This window comes from Cronbergia sp. UHCC 0137, assembly GCF_034932285.1.
Taxonomy (GTDB): Bacteria; Cyanobacteriota; Cyanobacteriia; order Cyanobacteriales; family Nostocaceae; genus Cronbergia.
The window spans coordinates 65,972-84,999 of record NZ_JAYGHC010000003.1 but is presented as its reverse complement, the minus strand read 5'-3'; the positions used below and the strand labels follow the sequence as shown (position 1 = coordinate 84,999).

The 19,028-nt window shown below is 37.4% G+C and carries 20 protein-coding genes and 1 pseudogene; 12 read left to right on the top strand and 9 right to left on the bottom strand.

Annotation, left to right across the window (positions count from 1 at the left end):
- Positions 1-132 precede the first annotated feature (132 nt).
- Positions 133-630 (top strand): Hsp20/alpha crystallin family protein, encoded by a 498-nt coding sequence (locus tag VB711_RS02000; RefSeq protein ID WP_323284002.1) that lies wholly within the window; start codon positions 133-135, stop codon positions 628-630.
- A 56-nt stretch (positions 631-686) separates the two neighbouring features.
- Here the strand turns inward: VB711_RS02000 and VB711_RS01995 are convergent, their stop codons facing one another.
- The 4 genes from VB711_RS01995 to VB711_RS01980 all read right to left on the bottom strand — a co-directional run bounded on the left by VB711_RS01995 (position 687) and on the right by VB711_RS01980 (position 3,153).
- Positions 687-1,322: a class I SAM-dependent methyltransferase gene (locus tag VB711_RS01995; RefSeq protein ID WP_323284001.1), complete on the bottom strand. Its 636-nt coding sequence runs from the start codon at positions 1,320-1,322 to the stop codon at positions 687-689.
- A 240-nt stretch (positions 1,323-1,562) separates the two neighbouring features.
- Positions 1,563-2,282 (bottom strand): DUF4386 domain-containing protein, encoded by a 720-nt coding sequence (locus tag VB711_RS01990; RefSeq protein ID WP_323284000.1) that lies wholly within the window; start codon positions 2,280-2,282, stop codon positions 1,563-1,565.
- Between the two features lie 15 nt (positions 2,283-2,297).
- Positions 2,298-2,462, bottom strand: a complete 165-nt coding sequence (locus VB711_RS01985) for a hypothetical protein (RefSeq protein WP_323283999.1) — start codon at positions 2,460-2,462, stop codon at positions 2,298-2,300.
- 136 nt (positions 2,463-2,598) lie between these two features.
- On the bottom strand, positions 2,599-3,153 hold the full coding sequence (locus tag VB711_RS01980) for a cupin domain-containing protein (RefSeq protein ID WP_323283998.1): 555 nt from the start codon (positions 3,151-3,153) through the stop codon (positions 2,599-2,601).
- 77 nt (positions 3,154-3,230) lie between these two features.
- Between VB711_RS01980 and VB711_RS01975 the strand changes: the two genes are divergently transcribed.
- The 7 genes from VB711_RS01975 to pssD all read left to right on the top strand — a co-directional run bounded on the left by VB711_RS01975 (position 3,231) and on the right by pssD (position 10,780).
- Positions 3,231-4,313, top strand: coding sequence for an AraC family transcriptional regulator (locus VB711_RS01975; protein ID WP_323283997.1), 1,083 nt, complete (start codon positions 3,231-3,233; stop codon positions 4,311-4,313).
- A gap of 427 nt (positions 4,314-4,740) precedes the next feature.
- Positions 4,741-5,802, top strand: a complete 1,062-nt coding sequence (locus VB711_RS01970) for a polysaccharide pyruvyl transferase family protein (protein WP_323283996.1) — start codon at positions 4,741-4,743, stop codon at positions 5,800-5,802.
- On the top strand, positions 5,799-6,797 hold the full coding sequence (locus VB711_RS01965) for a glycosyltransferase family 4 protein (RefSeq protein ID WP_323283995.1): 999 nt from the start codon (positions 5,799-5,801) through the stop codon (positions 6,795-6,797). Before VB711_RS01970 ends, VB711_RS01965 begins: the two co-directional genes overlap by 4 nt.
- A complete protein-coding gene (locus VB711_RS01960) occupies positions 6,794-8,071 on the top strand; it encodes a lipopolysaccharide biosynthesis protein (RefSeq protein WP_323283994.1) in 1,278 nt (425 codons plus the stop codon). The genes VB711_RS01965 and VB711_RS01960 overlap by 4 nt, the downstream gene beginning before the upstream one ends.
- On the top strand, positions 8,068-9,024 hold the full coding sequence (locus VB711_RS01955) for a glycosyltransferase family A protein (protein ID WP_323283993.1): 957 nt from the start codon (positions 8,068-8,070) through the stop codon (positions 9,022-9,024). The genes VB711_RS01960 and VB711_RS01955 overlap by 4 nt, the downstream gene beginning before the upstream one ends.
- Positions 9,025-9,087: 63 nt before the next feature.
- Positions 9,088-10,113, top strand: coding sequence for a glycosyltransferase family 2 protein (locus tag VB711_RS01950; protein WP_323283992.1), 1,026 nt, complete (start codon positions 9,088-9,090; stop codon positions 10,111-10,113).
- Positions 10,114-10,318: 205 nt separating this feature from the next.
- Positions 10,319-10,780, top strand: a complete 462-nt coding sequence (pssD, locus tag VB711_RS01945) for a PssD/Cps14F family polysaccharide biosynthesis glycosyltransferase (RefSeq protein WP_323283991.1) — start codon at positions 10,319-10,321, stop codon at positions 10,778-10,780.
- Positions 10,781-11,109: 329 nt separating this feature from the next.
- Here pssD and VB711_RS01940 read toward each other — a convergent pair whose 3' ends face one another.
- The 3 genes from VB711_RS01940 to VB711_RS01930 form a co-directional block, all read right to left on the bottom strand.
- Positions 11,110-11,442: a hypothetical protein gene (locus VB711_RS01940; protein WP_323283990.1), complete on the bottom strand. Its 333-nt coding sequence runs from the start codon at positions 11,440-11,442 to the stop codon at positions 11,110-11,112.
- A 487-nt stretch (positions 11,443-11,929) separates the two neighbouring features.
- Positions 11,930-12,349, bottom strand: a complete 420-nt coding sequence (locus tag VB711_RS01935; RefSeq protein ID WP_323283989.1) for a type II toxin-antitoxin system VapC family toxin — start codon at positions 12,347-12,349, stop codon at positions 11,930-11,932.
- Positions 12,346-12,600: a hypothetical protein gene (locus VB711_RS01930; protein WP_323283988.1), complete on the bottom strand. Its 255-nt coding sequence runs from the start codon at positions 12,598-12,600 to the stop codon at positions 12,346-12,348. The genes VB711_RS01935 and VB711_RS01930 overlap by 4 nt, the downstream gene beginning before the upstream one ends.
- A gap of 192 nt (positions 12,601-12,792) precedes the next feature.
- Here VB711_RS01930 and VB711_RS01925 point away from each other — a divergent pair, with 192 nt between their 5' ends.
- Positions 12,793-13,344, top strand: a complete 552-nt coding sequence (locus tag VB711_RS01925) for an REP-associated tyrosine transposase (RefSeq protein ID WP_323283987.1) — start codon at positions 12,793-12,795, stop codon at positions 13,342-13,344.
- 675 nt (positions 13,345-14,019) lie between these two features.
- On the opposite strand, the gene VB711_RS01920 is transcribed toward VB711_RS01925, so the two are convergent.
- Together VB711_RS01920 and serS are read right to left on the bottom strand one after the other, a co-directional pair.
- On the bottom strand, positions 14,020-14,661 hold the full coding sequence (locus VB711_RS01920; protein ID WP_323283986.1) for a hypothetical protein: 642 nt from the start codon (positions 14,659-14,661) through the stop codon (positions 14,020-14,022).
- 280 nt (positions 14,662-14,941) lie between these two features.
- Positions 14,942-16,213, bottom strand: a pseudogene (gene serS, locus VB711_RS01915) (serine--tRNA ligase); the annotation flags it as partial.
- A 687-nt stretch (positions 16,214-16,900) separates the two neighbouring features.
- Between serS and rpsO the strand changes: the two are divergent.
- The 3 genes from rpsO (at position 16,901) to aroF (ending at position 18,961) form a co-directional block, all read left to right on the top strand.
- Positions 16,901-17,170 (top strand): 30S ribosomal protein S15, encoded by a 270-nt coding sequence (gene rpsO, locus VB711_RS01910; RefSeq protein WP_323283985.1) that lies wholly within the window; start codon positions 16,901-16,903, stop codon positions 17,168-17,170.
- 12 nt (positions 17,171-17,182) lie between these two features.
- Positions 17,183-17,653 carry a PAM68 family protein gene (locus VB711_RS01905; RefSeq protein ID WP_323283984.1) on the top strand — a complete coding sequence of 157 codons (471 nt, stop codon included), beginning with the start codon at positions 17,183-17,185 and terminating at the stop codon, positions 17,651-17,653.
- 270 nt (positions 17,654-17,923) lie between these two features.
- Positions 17,924-18,961, top strand: a complete 1,038-nt coding sequence (gene aroF, locus VB711_RS01900) for a 3-deoxy-7-phosphoheptulonate synthase (RefSeq protein ID WP_323283983.1) — start codon at positions 17,924-17,926, stop codon at positions 18,959-18,961.
- Positions 18,962-19,028: the final 67 nt, after the last annotated feature.

Sequence of the window (19,028 nt, the reverse complement as noted above, 5' to 3'; positions counted from 1 at the left end):
TGTTTAATCAGGAAGCTTAAAGTTAAGCTTGAAAAAATAAAACTCTGGAAGAGTAAGATAGTTGTTTACCTGGTAAAAGCTGAAAATTAAGCATCCTACTAAAACAGAAAAGTAATTTTAGAGGTGATAGCTATGGCTTTAATCCGTTGGAATCCACTTCGAGAAATTGAACGCCTAGAACCATTTCGGGAAATTGATCGTTGGGATCCCTTCCGAGAAGTGGATAGTCTACAGAGACAAATGAACCGCGTATTTGATCGATTAATACCAACTGATGGTGGTGAAAGAGGCGGTTTTAATTTAATTCCTGCTGCGGAAATAGAAGAAACTGATGATGCACTGCACCTGAGACTAGAAGTACCAGGTATAGAAGCCAAAGATATTAATGTCGAAGTTACACCAGACTCAGTTTCAATTAGTGGTGAACGCAGGTCTGAAACTAAAGCTGAAAGAGAAGATTACATTCGCTCAGAATTTCGTTATGGCAAATTCCAGCGTGTAATTCCCTTACCTTCTCTTGTTCAAAATGAGCAAGTAAAGGCTGAATATAAAGATGGTATTCTGCGTTTAACTTTACCAAAAGCTGAATCAGAAAGACAAAAAGCCATCAAAGTTAATATCGCATCATAATAGACATCTGTAGAGACGAACATCCTGGCATCAGGAACGTCTCTACAAAAATATTTCTATCTTTTTTCAGCGCAGGTGCAAAAGAATTGTTGATGATGGGTGTCTTGATGAGAAATGGTGTTTATTTCTGTAAATCCGGCGGCTTTCAATATTGTTTCTATCTGGGTGGTTTCGTAAGCTGTAAATCCATGTTGGGTGAATTTTTTTTGTTCTAAAAATGCTTTGGAGGCGTAACTAATTACTAATTTTCCTCCAGGTATTAACACTCGGTGACATTCGGATAATACTTGCGCTGTATCTATCCAAAAATATATGGTGTTGACTGTGCAAATTTGATTAAAATAATCATTAGGCAGGGGTAATTTTGTTGCGTCTGCTAAATGTAGTTCTAGTTTATTTTGGTTGATAATTTGCTGAAATCTTCTCTGGCACAGGGTTACAGCATCTAGCGATCGCTCTATTCCTACTGTTAATATCGGTTTTTTGGTGTTCACTATTTTGTCGATTAAATCACCTCCACCAAAGCCAATTTCTAGGACTCTATTTCCTGTTTCTAGTTTTAGCATCTGCAATACTAAATCGTTCATGGCTGCGTTATTTTTATTTAGCATTTTTAGCAGTAAATGTCCAAATAAACCGGTGGGAAATCCAAGTTGACGGGCAAGAAAGGCACGGAATGGGTTGGTTTTCATGGAAATAAGTTTTAAGAGGAACGAACCGCAGAGGCGCAGAGAACGCAGAGTTAAGAGGTTTGGGAGAGATTTTGCGTAGGTGTTGGTTTATTGTATTAGTCTTTGTTTGGGGATTCTTAGGAGTGAAATACCACGGAATGGGTTGGTTTTCATGGCAATAAGTTTGAAGAGGAACTAACCACAGAGGCACAGAGAACGCAGAGTTAAGAGGTTTGGGAGAGATTTTGCGTAGGTGTTGGTTTATTGTATTAGTCTTTGTTTGGGGATTCTTAGGAGTGAAATACCAATCATTAATAACCATATTTCCCATAAAATAAATCCTATTGGGGTGGTTTCTATAACTGGCATTTTGGGAATTACTGTGGCTAGAAGTTCGCTTTGTCCTAATAGTAATAGGGGTGTGGTGAATAATCCCCACCACGCTTGCCAAGGTTTGAATAAGGGTGATTCTAACATGGCTTTTCCCATGCCTATTGTCCAACAAATTAGTAAGGTTTGTCCTAGATATTCTCCAATTATAACTCCTCCGTATTGATGTACTGCTTGATAAACTACTGCGACGGCTGTTCGTGTTACTTCGTTACTATTTGGATTAATTTGTAGGGATGCTAGTAATGGTATAACAAATGCCCACCGCATTAAGCCAATTGATTGTAAAACACTGGAAATTACTCCCATTAAGGTGGCGATTTTGAGATAATAGGCATCTCTGGGTAAGATGATTTTACCTAATAGCATGACTGCTGGAATAAAAAGTAAGGTCAAAAGCCCGAAAAAGAACCATGTCAAAATTAATCCTGTTCCCCCAGCAGCAAATTGAGTCAAAACATAATCTGTTGGTTCGCGCAGAATGTCGTCATATTCAAAGTTCTGAATTAGTAAGATGTAAGGAATATTTATTGATAGGGTAAAAAAGGTTAGTAAAATACCCGTTCTTCTCACTTGATGTAAATAATTCATGATGGTATTGTAAATTTAAAAGTTGTAACCAATTCCCAGCAAAACTCCCATATCGGCTTTCTTCTCACTAGGAAAACCTACATTTAACCGCACTGTTCCCGTTAATGCTGAAGAAACAGGTACATCTACACCACCAGTTACATGAGGACTAATTTTCAAACCATTCACATTTCTTGTCATTACTCCACCACCCAAAAAAGGAGAAATAACAACACAACTGCTAACAAAAATACACCTGTTTTATTGTCTTTATTCATCACAACTTTATTCCTTGAATTACAAAACTTTCTTTCTCTGCGTCTCTGCGTGCAAAATCTTAATCCCAATATTTATATAAAGAACCCTCCACTTTCAAAAATTTTCCCACCCCAACCAACGTATTAATCAATAAACTAAATAAAATAATTGGAACACCAACTGGAACTGTATCCGCTTGTTTAAGCAAAACAGCTAATTGTAACAAATTAGTAGGCATTCCTTCGGAGTTAACTTTGTGATCAATTGCCAATCCATACAACCCCCGAATAAATCGCTCAAATCCTGCTGCGGGTCGATTTTCGGTTGTAAATGTCACCCAATCATCAGATGTGTTACAAAAACTATGGGGTGTCAAAGCGGGAACGTGTACACTTTCTCCTGGTTGCAAAATCCGCCGATTTCCTTTCTTTCCTACTTCCATATCTAAACAGCCCTTAATCACAGTAAATGCTTCATCCATAGTCGTGTGGTAGTGGAGAGGGCTTCCTTTCGCTCCTGGAGGCAAATCAAAACAAATTTTGGCGTAGTCTCCACCACTTTGGCGAGATGGGTGTAAAATGGTCATGCGATCGCCTGTCACAGGATTAACAATAATTTCATTTGAACTTGTCATATACTTAAATCTGGTTGCTGACAATTCAAAGGTAAGGCTTTTTGCTAAGGTATGAATTGACGCGCTACGCCAAAAAAATGACGGATAGCGCCAATTTGGAAAGTAAACCCATGGAAGAGGCTAAGTTCTCAATTGCGATCGTCCGCGATATTATTCAGTATGTAGCAGCGCAAGGGATCGAGATCAATGGCCTGTACAGCGCGGCCAGTATTGATCCTGCTTGGTTAGATGATCCCGATGGCCAAGTTTCTGGGGAAATACTTAAATATTTGTGGCGAGAAGCAGTTAAACTAACGAGCGATCGCTATTTAGGTTTACACATTGGGGAAGCTTTTGATCTGTCTGCCATTGGTATTGTCGGTTACGTCCTACTCAATTGTCAAACTTATGGACAAGTCTTAGAAAAACTCTCCCAATACACCCGTCTTTTCAGTCAGGGAGTAGCGATTCACCATACTATTTCCCACGGTTGGGTACATTGCGATTGCGAAATTATTGGGAATGTAAAAAATTATCTGCTGGAAGAACCACAACACCCCATAGAAAGCACCTTTGCAGCTTTATTTACGGCTACACAACAACTCACAGGTAAGTCTCTCCAAGCTTACAGGGTTTGGTTTCAACATCAAAGTCCAGAAGATTGTTCTGAATATGAACGGATTTTTCAAACGGTGGTGGAATTTTCTCAACCCACAAATCGGATTTTCTTTGATGTCAACTGTTTAAATTGGTCGGTGCGTTCAGCAAATCCTAATCTGCTGTCTGTTTTTGAACAACACGCTGCAATCATGCTAAAAAAGCAGAATCAATCTCATCTTTATTCCCAAAAGGTGATGATAGCGATCGCTCAAAATTTACAAGGAGATATACCATTGATTGATGCGATCGCTCGTGGTTTAAAAATTAGTGTACGACAACTCCAACGAGAATTGCAATCTGAAAATACATCTTATCAACAACTACTAGACAAAACTCGTCGAGAATTGGCTTTACAACAAATCCAAAACCCAGAAACATCAATTCATGATATCGCATTTCTCCTGGGTTTCTCTGAACCAAGTGCCTTTCATCGTGCTTTTAAACGCTGGACAGGACAAACACCCCGCAATTATCGAACATTATTAGAGAAGAAGTCAATCCCTTCTAATTTATTCACCTGAGTATTCTGTTATAGCAATCGTTCAGGTGGTTAGGATATCAATTATGGTTCTACGGTACTTATTTATGCTAAATGGTTGGTAACAGGGAACAGGGTTTTATTCCTTCTTCTTTATTCTTTCTTCCTGACTCCTGACTCCTGACTCCTGACTTCTGTAAAATTACTGCTTTATTTAATTCTATGCACACAAGAAAATTATACAAACTTTATTTGACAAGAGATACACATTAAGTTTATAAAAATAAAATAGGTTTTTTAGGCGTTGCCCACTTGAAGTATGAATATTGGGTGTGAAGATGTTCCTGATGTAGGGATTCCCGACTCTACAAGGGTTTTGAAATCATACAAAATCATTTTCATACATCAAATCAGCAACGCCGTTTTTAAAAGTGCAGTGAATCTACCAATTAATTACGAGAATTTTAACAATGGGATTTAGTGTTGGTTTGGTAAACACTTATTCAACTCTTAACATTGGTGATGCAGCTATTTATAGTGCCTTAACTGCTTTAGCATCTGAGGCCAAAGTTATGGCTAAATTCCAAGATGCAAAACCGAATTATATTCCTGGTTTGCAAATTGTGCCGCAAATTGGGAAATGTAATGCCTATATTAGTGTCGGTGGGGATATTTTTAATAATGCCCGTGAAGGTTTGATCACTAAAGCTTTTATTAAGAACCTGTTGGAATTAAGGCGATCGCCTCAGTATACCTTTGTATTTGGGCAGTCTATACCCCGTTCCTGTCACGGTTTAAGTTTTCAGGCTTTGGTCTTTTGCTTGCGTCGGTTAGCGGCTGTTTGTGTGAGAGATAGCGAAAGTCATCAACGTTTAATTAAAGCTGGCATCCCGGCTATTTTATCTTTTGATACAGCCTTTGCTTTATCAATCAGTGAGCAAGCTAAAGAAAAAGCCAAAGAAATTCTACAATCATTGTTCATTCAACCAGAGTCAGCAGCTTTGATTTCTCTGCGTACCTTTGATTCGATGTATAAGCATGATAATCAGCAATTTCAACAAAAACTGGTCGCCCTCAGTCGTAAATTTTGCCAACAAGGATATCAACCTGTATTGGTGATTCAGTCTCAAGCTTACGGTGCTGATAATGACTTGGCTATGGCCGAAGAAATTGTACAACAAGTTCCAGAAATCAAAATTTTTAATCCCTTTGTTTTGACTCATCAATTATCTAATTGGGAATTGGTGATGGGTGCATTGGCTATTTGTCGTTTGATTGTAGCAATTCGCTATCACACATCTGTTTTAGCCTTAGCCAGTGGTCGAGTTCCTTTTAACTTATACTACTCCAATAAAGGCAAAGATATCACAAAACGCTTACAAATTCCTGGTTGTAGCTTAGAAGAATTTGATCCTGAAATTCATTTTGAAGCGATCGCTCTTACCTCTGCTGCTACCTTTGACCATGAAGCAATTCGTCAACAGGTTAAACAGGATTTTCAACAGTGCTATAGCCGAGTATTACCGCAATGAAACCGAAAATTTGCCATCTCATCGGCGGTCAAGGTATGGGTTGGACTGGTGGAATTAAAGCCACTTTAAATAGTTTAGAACTATCTTACCTATCACAAAAATTTGAATTTATTACTGCACCCCTATCAACGGCATCTGCTGTCATTTCCACACAACGCCCTGATGTAATTGTAGTTCATGCTGCTTCATCTTGGCGGGGGTTGTTATCACTGTGGAAACTACGCCGTTCAGCCAAGGTAATTATTAACGAACACCACTATTCACAAGGTTTTGCAGCTTTTAATGTTCCCTCAAAAACTCGTTTTTATGGGATGTTAAAACTGGCTTATGGGATGTGCGATCGCTTAGTTACTGTTTCTCAAGGACAAAAAAATTGGATACTCAAAAATAAACTAGCACCAATTGACAAAATTACTGTAATTCCCTTTTCTCGGCTGATTGATTCTTTCCTCAATGTTCCCCCCAAACCCAGATTATTAAATCAACCATTTATATTAGGTGCGTATGGGCGATTTTCCCACCAAAAAGGCTTTGATATTCTAATAGATGCAGTTAAACAATTTCCTACTTCCCAAATAAAATTACAAATTGGTGGAGGAGGCACAGACGAAACCAAATTAAAACAATTAGCTGCTGCTTCTCCCCATATTGAATTTGTTGGACGTATTGATGATGTCCCCGCTTTTTTAACTCAATGCGATGCTGTAGTTATTCCCTCCCGTTGGGAACCTTGGGGTAATGTTTGTTTAGAAGCTAGGGCTGCTGGTAAACCAATTATCGCTGCCGCAGTGGATGGTTTGAGCGAGCAAATTCAAGACTTTGGCCTACTTATCACCCCCGGAAATCCTCAAGCACTAACTAAAGCAATTCAGGAATTACTCGATTTACCTGCGGACAAATTAGCAGAAATGGGAGAAAGGGGAAAATTTTCAGCCATCAATTCTTGGCCAACTTACTTATCTAACTGGGAAAAATTGCTGGAGGAAATGACATGAAAGGGTTAACTCAAATGTTATCTTCCTTCAAAAAAGACCGCTTTATCCGTAACATTGGCTGGATGGGGGTTTCTGAATTAGTAATTAGGGTATTTCGTCTTTTAACTACTGTGATTCTGGCGCGTTTTCTCAGTGCGGAAGATTATGGACTAGCCGCTATTGTGTTAATGAGTTACGAATTTATTCGCGTCTTCACCCGCAACGGTATAGCGGACAAAATTGTACAAGCAGAAGCAGAAGATGTTGAGGAATTGTGTCGGACTGCCTATGGACTAAACTGGTTAATTGCAGTGGTGTTATTTGTTGTTCAATGTTTAGCATCATTAGCGATCGCTCAATTTTATAATAACTCCGATCTAATTCTCCCCATCTGCCTAATTGCCATTACTTATCTCATTTATCCCCTAGCAATGGTACAAACAGCCCTAATTAGAAGGGAAAACCGCTTAAATATTCTCGCCTTAATTAGTTCAGTTCAAGTATCCACAGATAATATTTTAACCGCAATCTTTGCCCTCTCAGGTATGGGAATGTGGGCAATTATTCTCCCCAAATTTTTAGTAGCTCCCATTTGGATTATCCTCACCTTTAAATATCATCCTTGGCGGATGACCAAATCTTTCACTTTTGATAAATGGCAACAAATTACATCCTTTGCCAGTCGCATTCTTGGCATTGAATTACTAACTATTTTTCGAGAAAATGTTGATTATCTTTTGATTGGTCGATTTGTTGGTGTACAAGCATTAGGTGTTTATTATTTTGCCTTTAATGCAGGACTGGGAATGAGTTTAAGCGTCATCAATGCCATTCGTGTTTCTCTATTTTCTGACCTGTGTGATCTCAATTCTCAACCAGAATTATTCACCCAACGCTATCTGCAAAGTTTACGCAAAATAGCCTTAATGATTGTCCCTTTGGTAGTGTTACAATCTAGTTTAGCTCCCTTTTACGTTCCCCTGATATTTGGACAGAAATGGGTAGAACGAGGAGCCGTATCTATCTTAATTCTGATTTGTATTTCAGCCTTATCCCGTCCCTTTGCCGATGCTGCTTCTTTAATGTTCCGTGCTTTTGGTCAACCAGAAATAGAATTACGCTGGAATATTCTATTTACCGTGTGTTTGGCTACTGCTATTTGTGTAGGTACAAACTGGGGAATTTTGGGTGCGGCGGTGGCTGTAACCCTTACACATCTAATTTTACAGCCTTTATACACATTATGGGCAACTAAGCAAAAATTACCCAAATTCTTAGAGGAGGTGAAAGTATGACAATAATTAGCCCAATGGTATCAGTAATTATTCCAGCTTACAATGCTGCGGAGTTTTTGCCAACAGCGATCGCATCTGTTCAACAGCAAACTTTCACTAATTGGGAATTACTGATTATTAATGATGGTTCTACAGATAACACAATTGAAGTTGTCAGACAATATCAAAAAACAAATCAGAATATTTATCTGATTAATCAAATAAATCAGGGGGTTTCCACGGCTCGTAATTTAGGAATTAAAAAGAGCCAAAGTAAAATTATCGCCTTTCTTGATGCTGATGATCAATGGCTTCCCGATAAACTCCAACAACACCTGCAACATCTACAATCTAATCCCCGTTTGGCTGTCAGCTTTGCTCAAGTGGAAATACTCAATCAAAATGGTGAACCAACCGGACAAGTTTCTAGTTCCCGTTTAACTAACTTAAAACCAGAATATTTACTTTCAGAAAATCCCACCACCACTACTTCTAACTGGGTAGTTCGTAAAGAAGTATTTACTCAAGTAGGGGGTTTTTCTGCTGATATGAGTTATTCGGAAGATTTGGAATGGTTATTGCGGGTAATTTGTACAGGGGTTTGGGAAATTGCTGGGATAAATCAGGTATTGACTCGCTATCGCACCAGTTCGGCTGGGTTATCATCAAATTTATATCGCATGGAAGCGGGTTGGAATCAACTGGTAGAAAAGGCAAAAGTCTATGCTCCCCAGTTGGTTAAAAAACATTTTGCTTTAGCTCAAGCTTTACATTTACGTTATCTAGCTCGACGAGCTTTCCGTTTACAATTACCTGCGGAGGTGGGAATAGATTTTATGACTCGTGCATTAGCTTCCGATTGGCAATTGTTATTTCATCAACCGCGACGAAGTTTATTTACTTTAATTGCGGTATTTGGTGCGTGGATGATGGAAAAAGTTTTTTTACCCAAAGGCGCAGAGGTGAGAAAATAAAAGAAAAGATGGAATAATGATGTTTTCAATTTTTAATCAAAAATTATTACCTTTTAATCTGTTATGACTAAAATATCTGTGGTTATTCCTGTTTACAACTCTGAAATTTCTGTAGCTGCAACAATCGAATCTGTGTTAAGTCAAACTTATCCTGACTTAGAAATTATTATTGTTAATGACGGTTCAACTGATCAAAGTATGGCAATTTGTCAACAGTTTGATGATCAACGGATTAAAATTATTCACCAAAAAAATCGAGGTTTAGCAGGAGCAAGAAATACGGGGATTCGTCACGCAACAGGAGATTTTTTAGCCTTTGTCGATAGTGATGATTTATGGTTGCCGGAAAAATTAGAAAAACATCTTCAGCACTTTAATAATTCTCCTAAAGTTGGGGTAAGTTTTTCTCGTTCTCGGTTTATTGATGAACAAGGAATACCTTTGGGTATTTATCAAATGCCTAAATTAACAAATATTACTCCAGAATATCTGTTTTGTCGAAATCCTATTAGTAATGGATCTTCAGTAGTAATCCGCAAAGATGTTTTAATGGAGATTAAGTTTCACGAAAATCTTTATGGAGAGGTAGAAGATTTCTATTTTGATGATCGATTTCGTCAATCTGAAGATATTGAATGTTGGTTGCGTATTGCTTTACAAACAAATTGGGAAATAGAAGGTATTCCTGAAGCACTTACTCTTTATCGTTTAAATAGCGGTGGTTTATCAGCTAACCTACTCAAGCAATATGAATCTTGGGAGCAGATTCTTGTAAAAACTCGACTTTATAATCCTAAATTTATTGAACAATGGGGTAATAAAGCCAGAGCTTATCAACTAAGATATTTAGCACGACGAGCAACAAGACAAAGATCCTCAAAAATAGCAGTTAATTTATTACACAAATCCTTGAGCATATATTGGAAAATTCTTTTAGAAGAACCCAGACGCACCTTAATATCTTTAATTGCGGCTTATCTATTATGGGTGTTACCAAAATCTATTTACCAATGGTTAGAAAAATTAATGATGAAAATCACTGGAGCAAATCAACAAAAACGTATTCAAAAAGAACAAATGAGCTTGTAATCTGTAGGGTGCGTCAGACAGAATAATTTAAACGAAGATCACTAATTTTAAGAATCTGACGCACCTTACTTAATTTTAAAAAAGCCTTGGCGACTACACAAACAAAACCCACCTCCGTGGGTTATAAATCTAGACTCTCTGCGCCTCTGCGTCTCTGCGTGAATTTTTACTCTTTGCATTAAACAAATCTTCTCGATCAAAAATTATGACAATTTTATTAGTTTGTTCCTCCGGTGGACATTTTAAAGCTCTCCAACAACTACATCCTTTTTGGGAGAATCAAGAGCGAGTTTGGGTTACTTTCCGTACTAAAACTACCGAAGCCGCATTAATTGAAGAAAAAGTTTATTGGGCTTATAGTCCTACTAACCGCAATCTTCCCAATCTGTTAAGAAATTTGCTTTTAGCGGGGAAATTAATAATAAAAATTAAACCCAAAGTAATTATCTCTACTGGTGCTGGTGTTGCTGTCCCTTTTCTGATTTTGGGGAAATTATTGGGTAGCAAAACTGTGTTTATTGAATCGGTAACTCGGATTAATACTTTAAGTTTATCAGCCAAATTAGTTTTACCTTTTCTCAGCGTTTTATATGTGCAGTGGCCACAACTGCAAGTTCGTTATCCTCAAGCTGAACTTGTTATCCCCCAGGAGGTTTTAGATTTTTAATCAAAGAATAGAACCATTAAAACCGTCCAGAGAATTTGTTGAAGCTAAATAGGGTTTGATGTTCTAACGGCACGCTACGCTATAAACAAGCGCCAGGGCAAACACATCTAAATTCTGTAATCCATGCCCAGCAAGGGTTTCGGATTTTAGTTACAAAAATAAACAATGGTTGAAACCTTTATCCTGTAAGCATTCTAAAAATAAGATGCGTTTGCCCTGCCATTCTTTACACTCCTGACAAGGAGAATTAGAACTTTTAGGATTTGTTACCATGCCTAAAATATTTGTGTCTAGGAAAATCAATTTATTCATATAAATTCAGATTAATCTTAAAAAGGATTGTCATCAGTTTCTTGGCATAAATATTCCCAAGTTTCTGTTTGTTCGTCTTTTTCTCCTGCTTCTAACCACTCTTTTGTTAATTGTTTGAGTGCTTGGTGTTGTTGATTTAAAATTTGTTGCTGTGAGTCTATTTCTGATTGAGAATGATTGAAATTTTCAGGTTTAAAAGTAACACTTTCTCGAAATACTCGCATTATTTGTAGTAGATTTGGCCAATATTCTTTAGGTGTTGATTGAATTTCTCGTAAAATTTCTGTGAGATGATTTTCTTCGGTAGTGTTACTTAATTCTGGTTTATTGATTAAATCGGATTGAGACATAATATTTTATTCCTCATAATGTTGATAAAGCGTAATTAGTCATGGGAATCATATCTTTATATTATGACATATCTCACAAGTTAAAATCAAATAATTTGTCTGAATCAGGATACTCAGGATTTGAGGATGTACAGGATGATTTATTCATATTCATCTATATTTTTAGAAGTTCCACTAATTTAAATATCTTGCAATGTTAAAATCAAATATAATCCTGTTAATCCTTTAATCCTGGATATCCTGATTCAGACAGTTAAATATTAATCAAAATCGGTGCATTACATTTTATTAACACACCATAAGAAATGAGCGATCGCACTAATAGTCATGTTAATTTTACTCTCAAGGTTTCCAATTGTCGATTTATCCGGCTCTTTATACTCCTATTTTAGCAATTTATAGGAGTTGTTTAGATTTTTGTTTTAATCATCTGTCATTCACTAGCATTTACAAATAAAGATAAAGGTTTAACATCAACCTAACCAACCTAAATAAACCAATTTTCAATTACCAGATCCTCAAAATCTTGAAAATCTGCCACATTATTTGTTACTAAAATCAAGTCATTGCATAATGCAATACTCGCAATTTGTCCATCAGGAAAAGCAGGTGTTTTACCAATTTTTGATAATCTAGCCCTTTCCTGTGCGTGCCATTTTGCAGCACTGAGATCATAATCAAGAACTGGCATTTTAGCAGGTATTTCCTCGATATAATCTTCTAAAAAACGTCTTCTTACAGATTCAGGAGGTAAACGTAAACAGCCAAATAATAATTCATGAATAACTACCGAAGTTGTAGCCACCTCACCTTGGTACTGATTCATTTTATCAACAACTAATTTATTTGGGATTTTTTTGTTAATTTCCGAAATAATATTAGTGTCTAAAAGAAAACGAAAACTCAAAGTTCTACCTCCCTTCCTGGACTACGATCTCTCAAATTAGCAAAATCTTCATCTGTAAATTCTATACCTTCTCTTTCCATCCGTTCCCGAAATCGTAAGGTCATTTCCCAGAAATTTTCACCGTTAGGATTAAAAGTTGGTTTGTTTTGTGGTAATTTATGTTTGAGAAATTGAATAAAATCTAAAACTTCTTGTTGTTTATCGGTTGGTAATTCTCGCAGATTTTCTAAAACTGCTTGTTCAATGGTCATAGTTTCACCTCTACTAATACGCTATTATTCTATTATAAATGACATTAGCATTAATTTTTATTTTCTCCTCCATTGTTGATATCAATTCCTAAATTTTCCAATTGTTGATTTATCCAATCTGTAGCTGTAGTTAGCACACCGACGACGTAAACATTATGATAATTTATCAGTAGATATCTATTTTATCATCAAATGCCTAATTATCGTAGATTAAATATATCAGGTGCTACCTACTTTATAACTCAAGTAACTTATCAAAGGAAACCTTGGCTTTGTGAAGACATTACTCGTAAAGCACTTAGAGAAGCCATTCAAAAAGTCAGACAAAAATATCCTTTTTCTATTGATGCTTTTATTCTCCTACCAAATCACTTTCATTGTTTATGGACTTTACCGGATAATGATCATGATTTTTCTGTGAGATTGCGATTAATTAAAACTTATGTCACAAAACATTATGGAGAGCAATTAGCTATTCAAAATCCAATTTCTAAATCACGACAAAAACGCGGAGAAAAGAATCTTTGGCAACGTCGTTTTTGGGAGCATCTAATTCGAGATGAACAGGATTTTATGGTACATTGTGATTACATTCATTATAATCCTGTCAAACATGGATTGTGTATAAATCCCCAAGATTGGCAATTTTCGAGTATTCATAGATTTATGAAGCAGGGAATTTATCCTCCAAATTGGGGTGTTGATGTAATTCTCGATATCCCATCAAGTGATTTGTATGATTAACGTAGGGTGTGTTAGCGTCAGCGTAACGCACCGAATAAATATCAATAAAGACGGTGCGTTACATTTCATTAACGCACCCTACAAGATTAGCGAACTGCTGTTAATCCTTTTTTATCTGAATCAGGATACTCAGGATTTGAGGATGTACAGGATGATTTATTCATATTCATCTATATTTTCAGAAGTTGCACTAATTCAAATATCTCACAATGTTAAAATCAAATATTTTGTCTGAATCAGGATACTCAGGATTTAAGGATGTACAGGATGATTTATTCAGATTCATCTACATTTTTAGAAGTTGCACTAATTCAAATATCTCGCAATGTTAAAATCAAATAATTTGTCTGAATCAGGATACTCAGGATTTGAGGATGTACAGGATGGTTTATTCAGATTAATCTACATTTTTAGAAGTTGCACTAATTCAAATATCTCACAAGTTAAAGTCAAGCATTTTGTCTGAATCAGGATACTCAGGATTTGAGGATGTACAGGATGATTTATTCAGATTCATCTATATTTCCAGAAATTGCACTAATTCAAATATTTCACAATGTTAAAATTAAATATTATCCTGTTAATCCTTTAATCCTGGATATCCTGATTCAGACATTTAAATATTCATAAAAAATGGTGCATTATATTTCATTAATGCACCCTATAATCTACAGCTTAGAATTTAAAAAAAACAATATCAATATTTAAGTTAATAGATATAGATTTTGGTAATTCTAGTCCACTATCTTTGACTGCTTTTAAACAAGCTTTTAAAACATTTCCATGAACGTTAGTTATATAATCACCAAATGCTCTAGCAACACCTGAATCATCAGTTAAAAATTCTTTAATAGATTTACTGAAATCAGGAGTAAACCATGCTTCCTTACCTACAGTTTTATCAATTTTGCTCATAGCTGTGGCTATATCAGGAGATTTTCTAGCAGAAATCAAAACAATATCTTTTTCATAAAAAAATACTACTTCTTTTCCTGTGTTAACTTTATAACCTTTACCTTTTTCATCAATTGAGGCAATCTGTCCGCATCTTTCAAACTTATTTACTACTGCGACAAAATCGCCAATTTGATAGCGTGCCATTGTAAAATCTCCTGAAATGCTTATAGATGATACTTGAAATTTTATACCATTTTTACATAATTTTCTTTGCTTTGCAACTTTAATGCAGAAGTTTACTCCTTTCCCACCCCAAGAATACCGATTAAATAAACCACGAAGACGCGAAGAACACGAAGGAAGAAAAGAAGAAAGATAAATAATCTTACGCCGGGAAGGGAGTAAATCTATCAATCTCATTATCTAATTTTCGGTATAATCACCCTGTACAGGGTGACTATTTGGTGTTTTCCTAGTATATGCAACTAGAATTTTAAGTTGTAGTTAGACTTGTTTTCTTCTAAAACAAAAAAGACCATAATACCCAAGCAAAATAAGAGAGAATTGGAATCCATAACAAGGCATTAACTACATAACGATATTTTAATTCCTTTGTCACTTCTGGTAAGGATTCAGTTGGTGATTCAATTACTGTAGGTAGAACTGGAGTTGTATCAACTAGAGTAACACCTAAAATTTCTTGATTATTCAAATAAGGTCTTAACACCTCCGGTACTTTAATCGTTCCATCTGGTTGCTGATAATTCTCCAAAATCGCCGCCATAGTTCTTCCTACAGCTAAACCAGAACCATTCAACGTATGTACAAACTGCGTCCCTTTCTTACCCGCTTCCTTAAAGCGAATATCAGCCCTTCTTGCTTGGAAATCACCACAATTAGAACAACTAGAAATCTCTCTATACTTCCCAGAAGAAGGCAACCAAACCTCTAAATCATAGGTTTTCGTAGCAGAAAAACCTAAATCACCAGTACATAAATTAATCACTCGATAAGGCAACTTTAAAGCCTGTAAAATCGCTTCTGCATTCCCTACCAATTTCTCTAATTCCTCAAACGAAGAACTCGGATTAACAAGTTTCACCAACTCAACCTTATTGAATTGATGCAACCGAATTAAACCCCGCATATCCCTTCCATAACTCCCAGCTTCCCGACGAAAACATGGAGTATATGCACAGTGATAAATTGGTAAATCTTCCGCAGCTAAAATTTCCCCCCGGTAAAGGTTAGTAACAGGAACTTCTGCTGTGGGTATTAACCACAAATCATCATCAGCACATTTAAAACTTTCTTCTTTAAACTTTGGTAACTGACCCGTTCCCGTTAAAGAATCAGTATTTACCAATAATGGCGGACTAACTTCTATATAACCGGCTTCAGTTTGCGTTTTTAACATAAACTGAATTAATGCTCTTTCCAGCGCCGCACCCGCACCGACAAGAGTGACAAAACGACTTTGGGCAACCTTAACAGCCCGTTCAAAATTAAGAATACCTAACTTTTCGCCAATTTCCCAATGTGGAAGAATATTTGGATTTTCGGGAAGATATTCATCACCCCAACGCCGGATTTCTTGGTTATCTTCCTCAGTTTTACCAATGGGTGTAGAATCACTGGGTAGGTTAGGAAGCGCCAGTAACAATTCCTCAATCTGGACTTTTAGTTGCTTTTCTTGGGGTTCAAGTTCGCTTAACTGGATTTTGATAGAATTACCTTCATCTCGCAAACCCTGAATTTCTGGATCTTGAGGATTTGTCCCAGATTTGACCTTTTGACCGACGAGTTTACCAATTTCGTTACTACGGGCTTGGAGTTGGCTGCGTGTAACCTCAATTTCCCGTTGTTTTTGGTCTAACTCTATTATAGGTTGGATGTCGTACTTTTCGCTGCGATCGCTCAACCGTTGTTGAATTAATTGGGGATTTTCCCGTATTTGTTTAATATCCAGCACAAATTTCTCTTAATCGTTCGTTTAGTATGATTCTGCCAAAACACCAGCATATCCTGATTTTGCTTTTCTGTAAGACAATTCCCAAAAATAAATTATCCCACCCTGTAACTTTGGTATAGTCCAGACCCCTAAGATTCGAGCTTTGACAAAATTCCGAAAAATCCATTGTCTTTGGTACGGTTCGAGAAATATAACTTTTGTCAGATGTAACAGTTTAGCCACATCAATTAATATAACCGTTAAGTAAACTCGCCCTGGCGATTATAAATCGCGGCTACACAATCGAAACCCACCTCCGTGGGTTGTAAACCCTTTATTTGATCTTAGTCCGCGCAGGCGGACTTTGTTTGTGTAGTAGCGATTTATAATCGCCGGAAACTTTTCAAACATCCTCTAACTATAGCGATCGCCAACAGATTAGCATATCAACAAATCATAAAACCTAGATATTAAAACAGCTTTCACACTGTCACCTGCCATATACCGTTAGACTGTGCGTAAAACAATTGTATTATATAGTTAGACCTATTCCTGTCCACATTCATCTCTACGGTGCCTAAGTCCTAGTAATAGGTATCCTTTTCACAGGCAAAAATCCAATTTTAACCTAATTTACCACACAACTGGGAGGTTATGATATTATAGGAGACTGCTACATAAATTAGAAAAATAAAAATTTAATCGATCATGGCTCTGACGCAACAGCGCAAACAAGAACTCATTTCTGGCTTCCAAGTTCACGAAACCGACACTGGTTCGGCCGATGTTCAAATCGCCATGCTGACTGATCGCATTAACCGCCTTAGTCAACATCTCCAAGCTAATAAAAAAGACCATTCCTCCCGTCGGGGACTGTTAAAGATGATTGGTCAACGCAAGCGCCTTCTAGCCTATATCCAAAAAGGCAGTCGAGAAAAGTATCAAGCTTTAATTGCCCGTCTTGGCATTCGTGGTTAGGGGCTAAGGTTTATGGCTGCTGAACAATCAGAACGTAGTCCCCTGCCTTTTGAGCCAAATAAAAAACGTCAAAAACCCCCAAAAACTACCAATCAACCTGTAGTTAAGCCCAAGGAATCTAGTAAAGACAAACAAAAGCAGTCCACCTTCACTAAAGAAGAGATGGCAATTCCTGAAATAGTCAGCCAGAGAATGATCCGTAGGGTGGCTGTATTTTGTGGTCTTCCCACAGCTTTAGGCATTGCTACTTTAGTCACCAGCTATCTGCTAGTCAGCTTTACAGAAATTCAACTACCCCCCATCGCCGTGTTGTTAGTAAACATGGGACTTTTTGGTTTAGGGGTATTGGGAATAACTTATGGTGTTCTTTCCGCCTCTTGGGATGAAGACAGACCTGGTAATTTACTAGGTTTAAATGAATTTAGTACCAATTGGGGACGGATGATCGAAACCTGGCGCGACACCCAAAAAAAGAATGTCTGATAATTTGCTCTCAGGATGCAGATAACTGTGATTTAGGGAAAAGGGAACAGGGAACCGGCGACAGAAAATGAACTATTCCTCCGTTTCTCCCCCTTCCTCCTATCACTTTTTACTTAACTTTCTTACTTTTGACTTCCGCCTTGCGGTACTAGGCTGGATCAAATAATCAGACAACTAACTTATTGGCACCCTACAAATTGATATTTTTTAACCACCATTATTTAAGACACACCCAGATTATCAGTAATTTAACCAAATAGGTACTTTAACATGATTGTTGTGATGAAAGTTGGTTCTCCAACAGCCGAAATAGACCGGATTAATGAAGAACTAACTAGCTGGGGTTTAACACCAGAAAAAATTATTGGGCAACATAAAGTAGTAATTGGTCTAGTAGGTGAAACTGCTAGTTTAGATCCCCTACAAATTCAAGAACTCAGCCAATGGATTGAACAAGTTTTGCGAGTTGAAGTACCTTATAAAAGAGCTAGTCGCCAGTATCGTCACGGTGAAGCATCTGAAGTAATGGTAGATACTCCTAATGGAGTAGTGGTATTTGGTGAACACCATCCTTTGGTAGTTGTAGCCGGTCCATGCTCCGTTGAAAATGAAGAAATGATTGTGGAGACGGCACAAAGGATTAAGGCTGCTGGAGCGCAATTTTTAAGGGGTGGAGCATATAAACCCCGGACTTCACCTTACGCTTTTCAAGGTCACGGCGAAAGTGCTTTGGAGTTGTTAGCTAAGGCGCGGGCAGTTAGTGGATTAGGCATAATTACTGAAGTAATGGATGCTAGTGATTTAGAAAAAATCGTGGAAGTAACTGATGTAGTTCAGGTGGGGGCTAGAAATATGCAGAATTTCTCCCTACTGAAGAAAGTTGGAGCGCAACCGAAACCAGTGCTGTTAAAAAGAGGGATGGCCGCCACGATTGAGGACTGGTTAATGGCTGCTGAGTATATTTTGGCCGCAGGTAATCCCAATGTGATTTTGTGTGAACGGGGAATTAGGACATTTGACCGACAGTATACGCGCAATACCCTAGATATTTCAGTTGTGCCAGTGTTGCGAAAACTAACCCACCTGCCGATTATGATCGATCCTAGTCATGGTACCGGTTGGTCTGAATTTGTCCCTTCTATGGCTATGGCAGCGATCGCTGCCGGCACAGACTCCCTGATGATAGAAGTCCATCCCAATCCAGCCAAAGCCCTATCAGATGGACCCCAATCTCTAACACCAGACCGTTTCGACAAATTAATGCCAGAATTAGCAGTAATAGCCAAAGTCATGGGAAGAATGAATTAGATTTATTTTCCCAAAATCTTCCAAAGAACGTCATTATTACAATTCCACTCTTTTAAGGGTGCGTTTT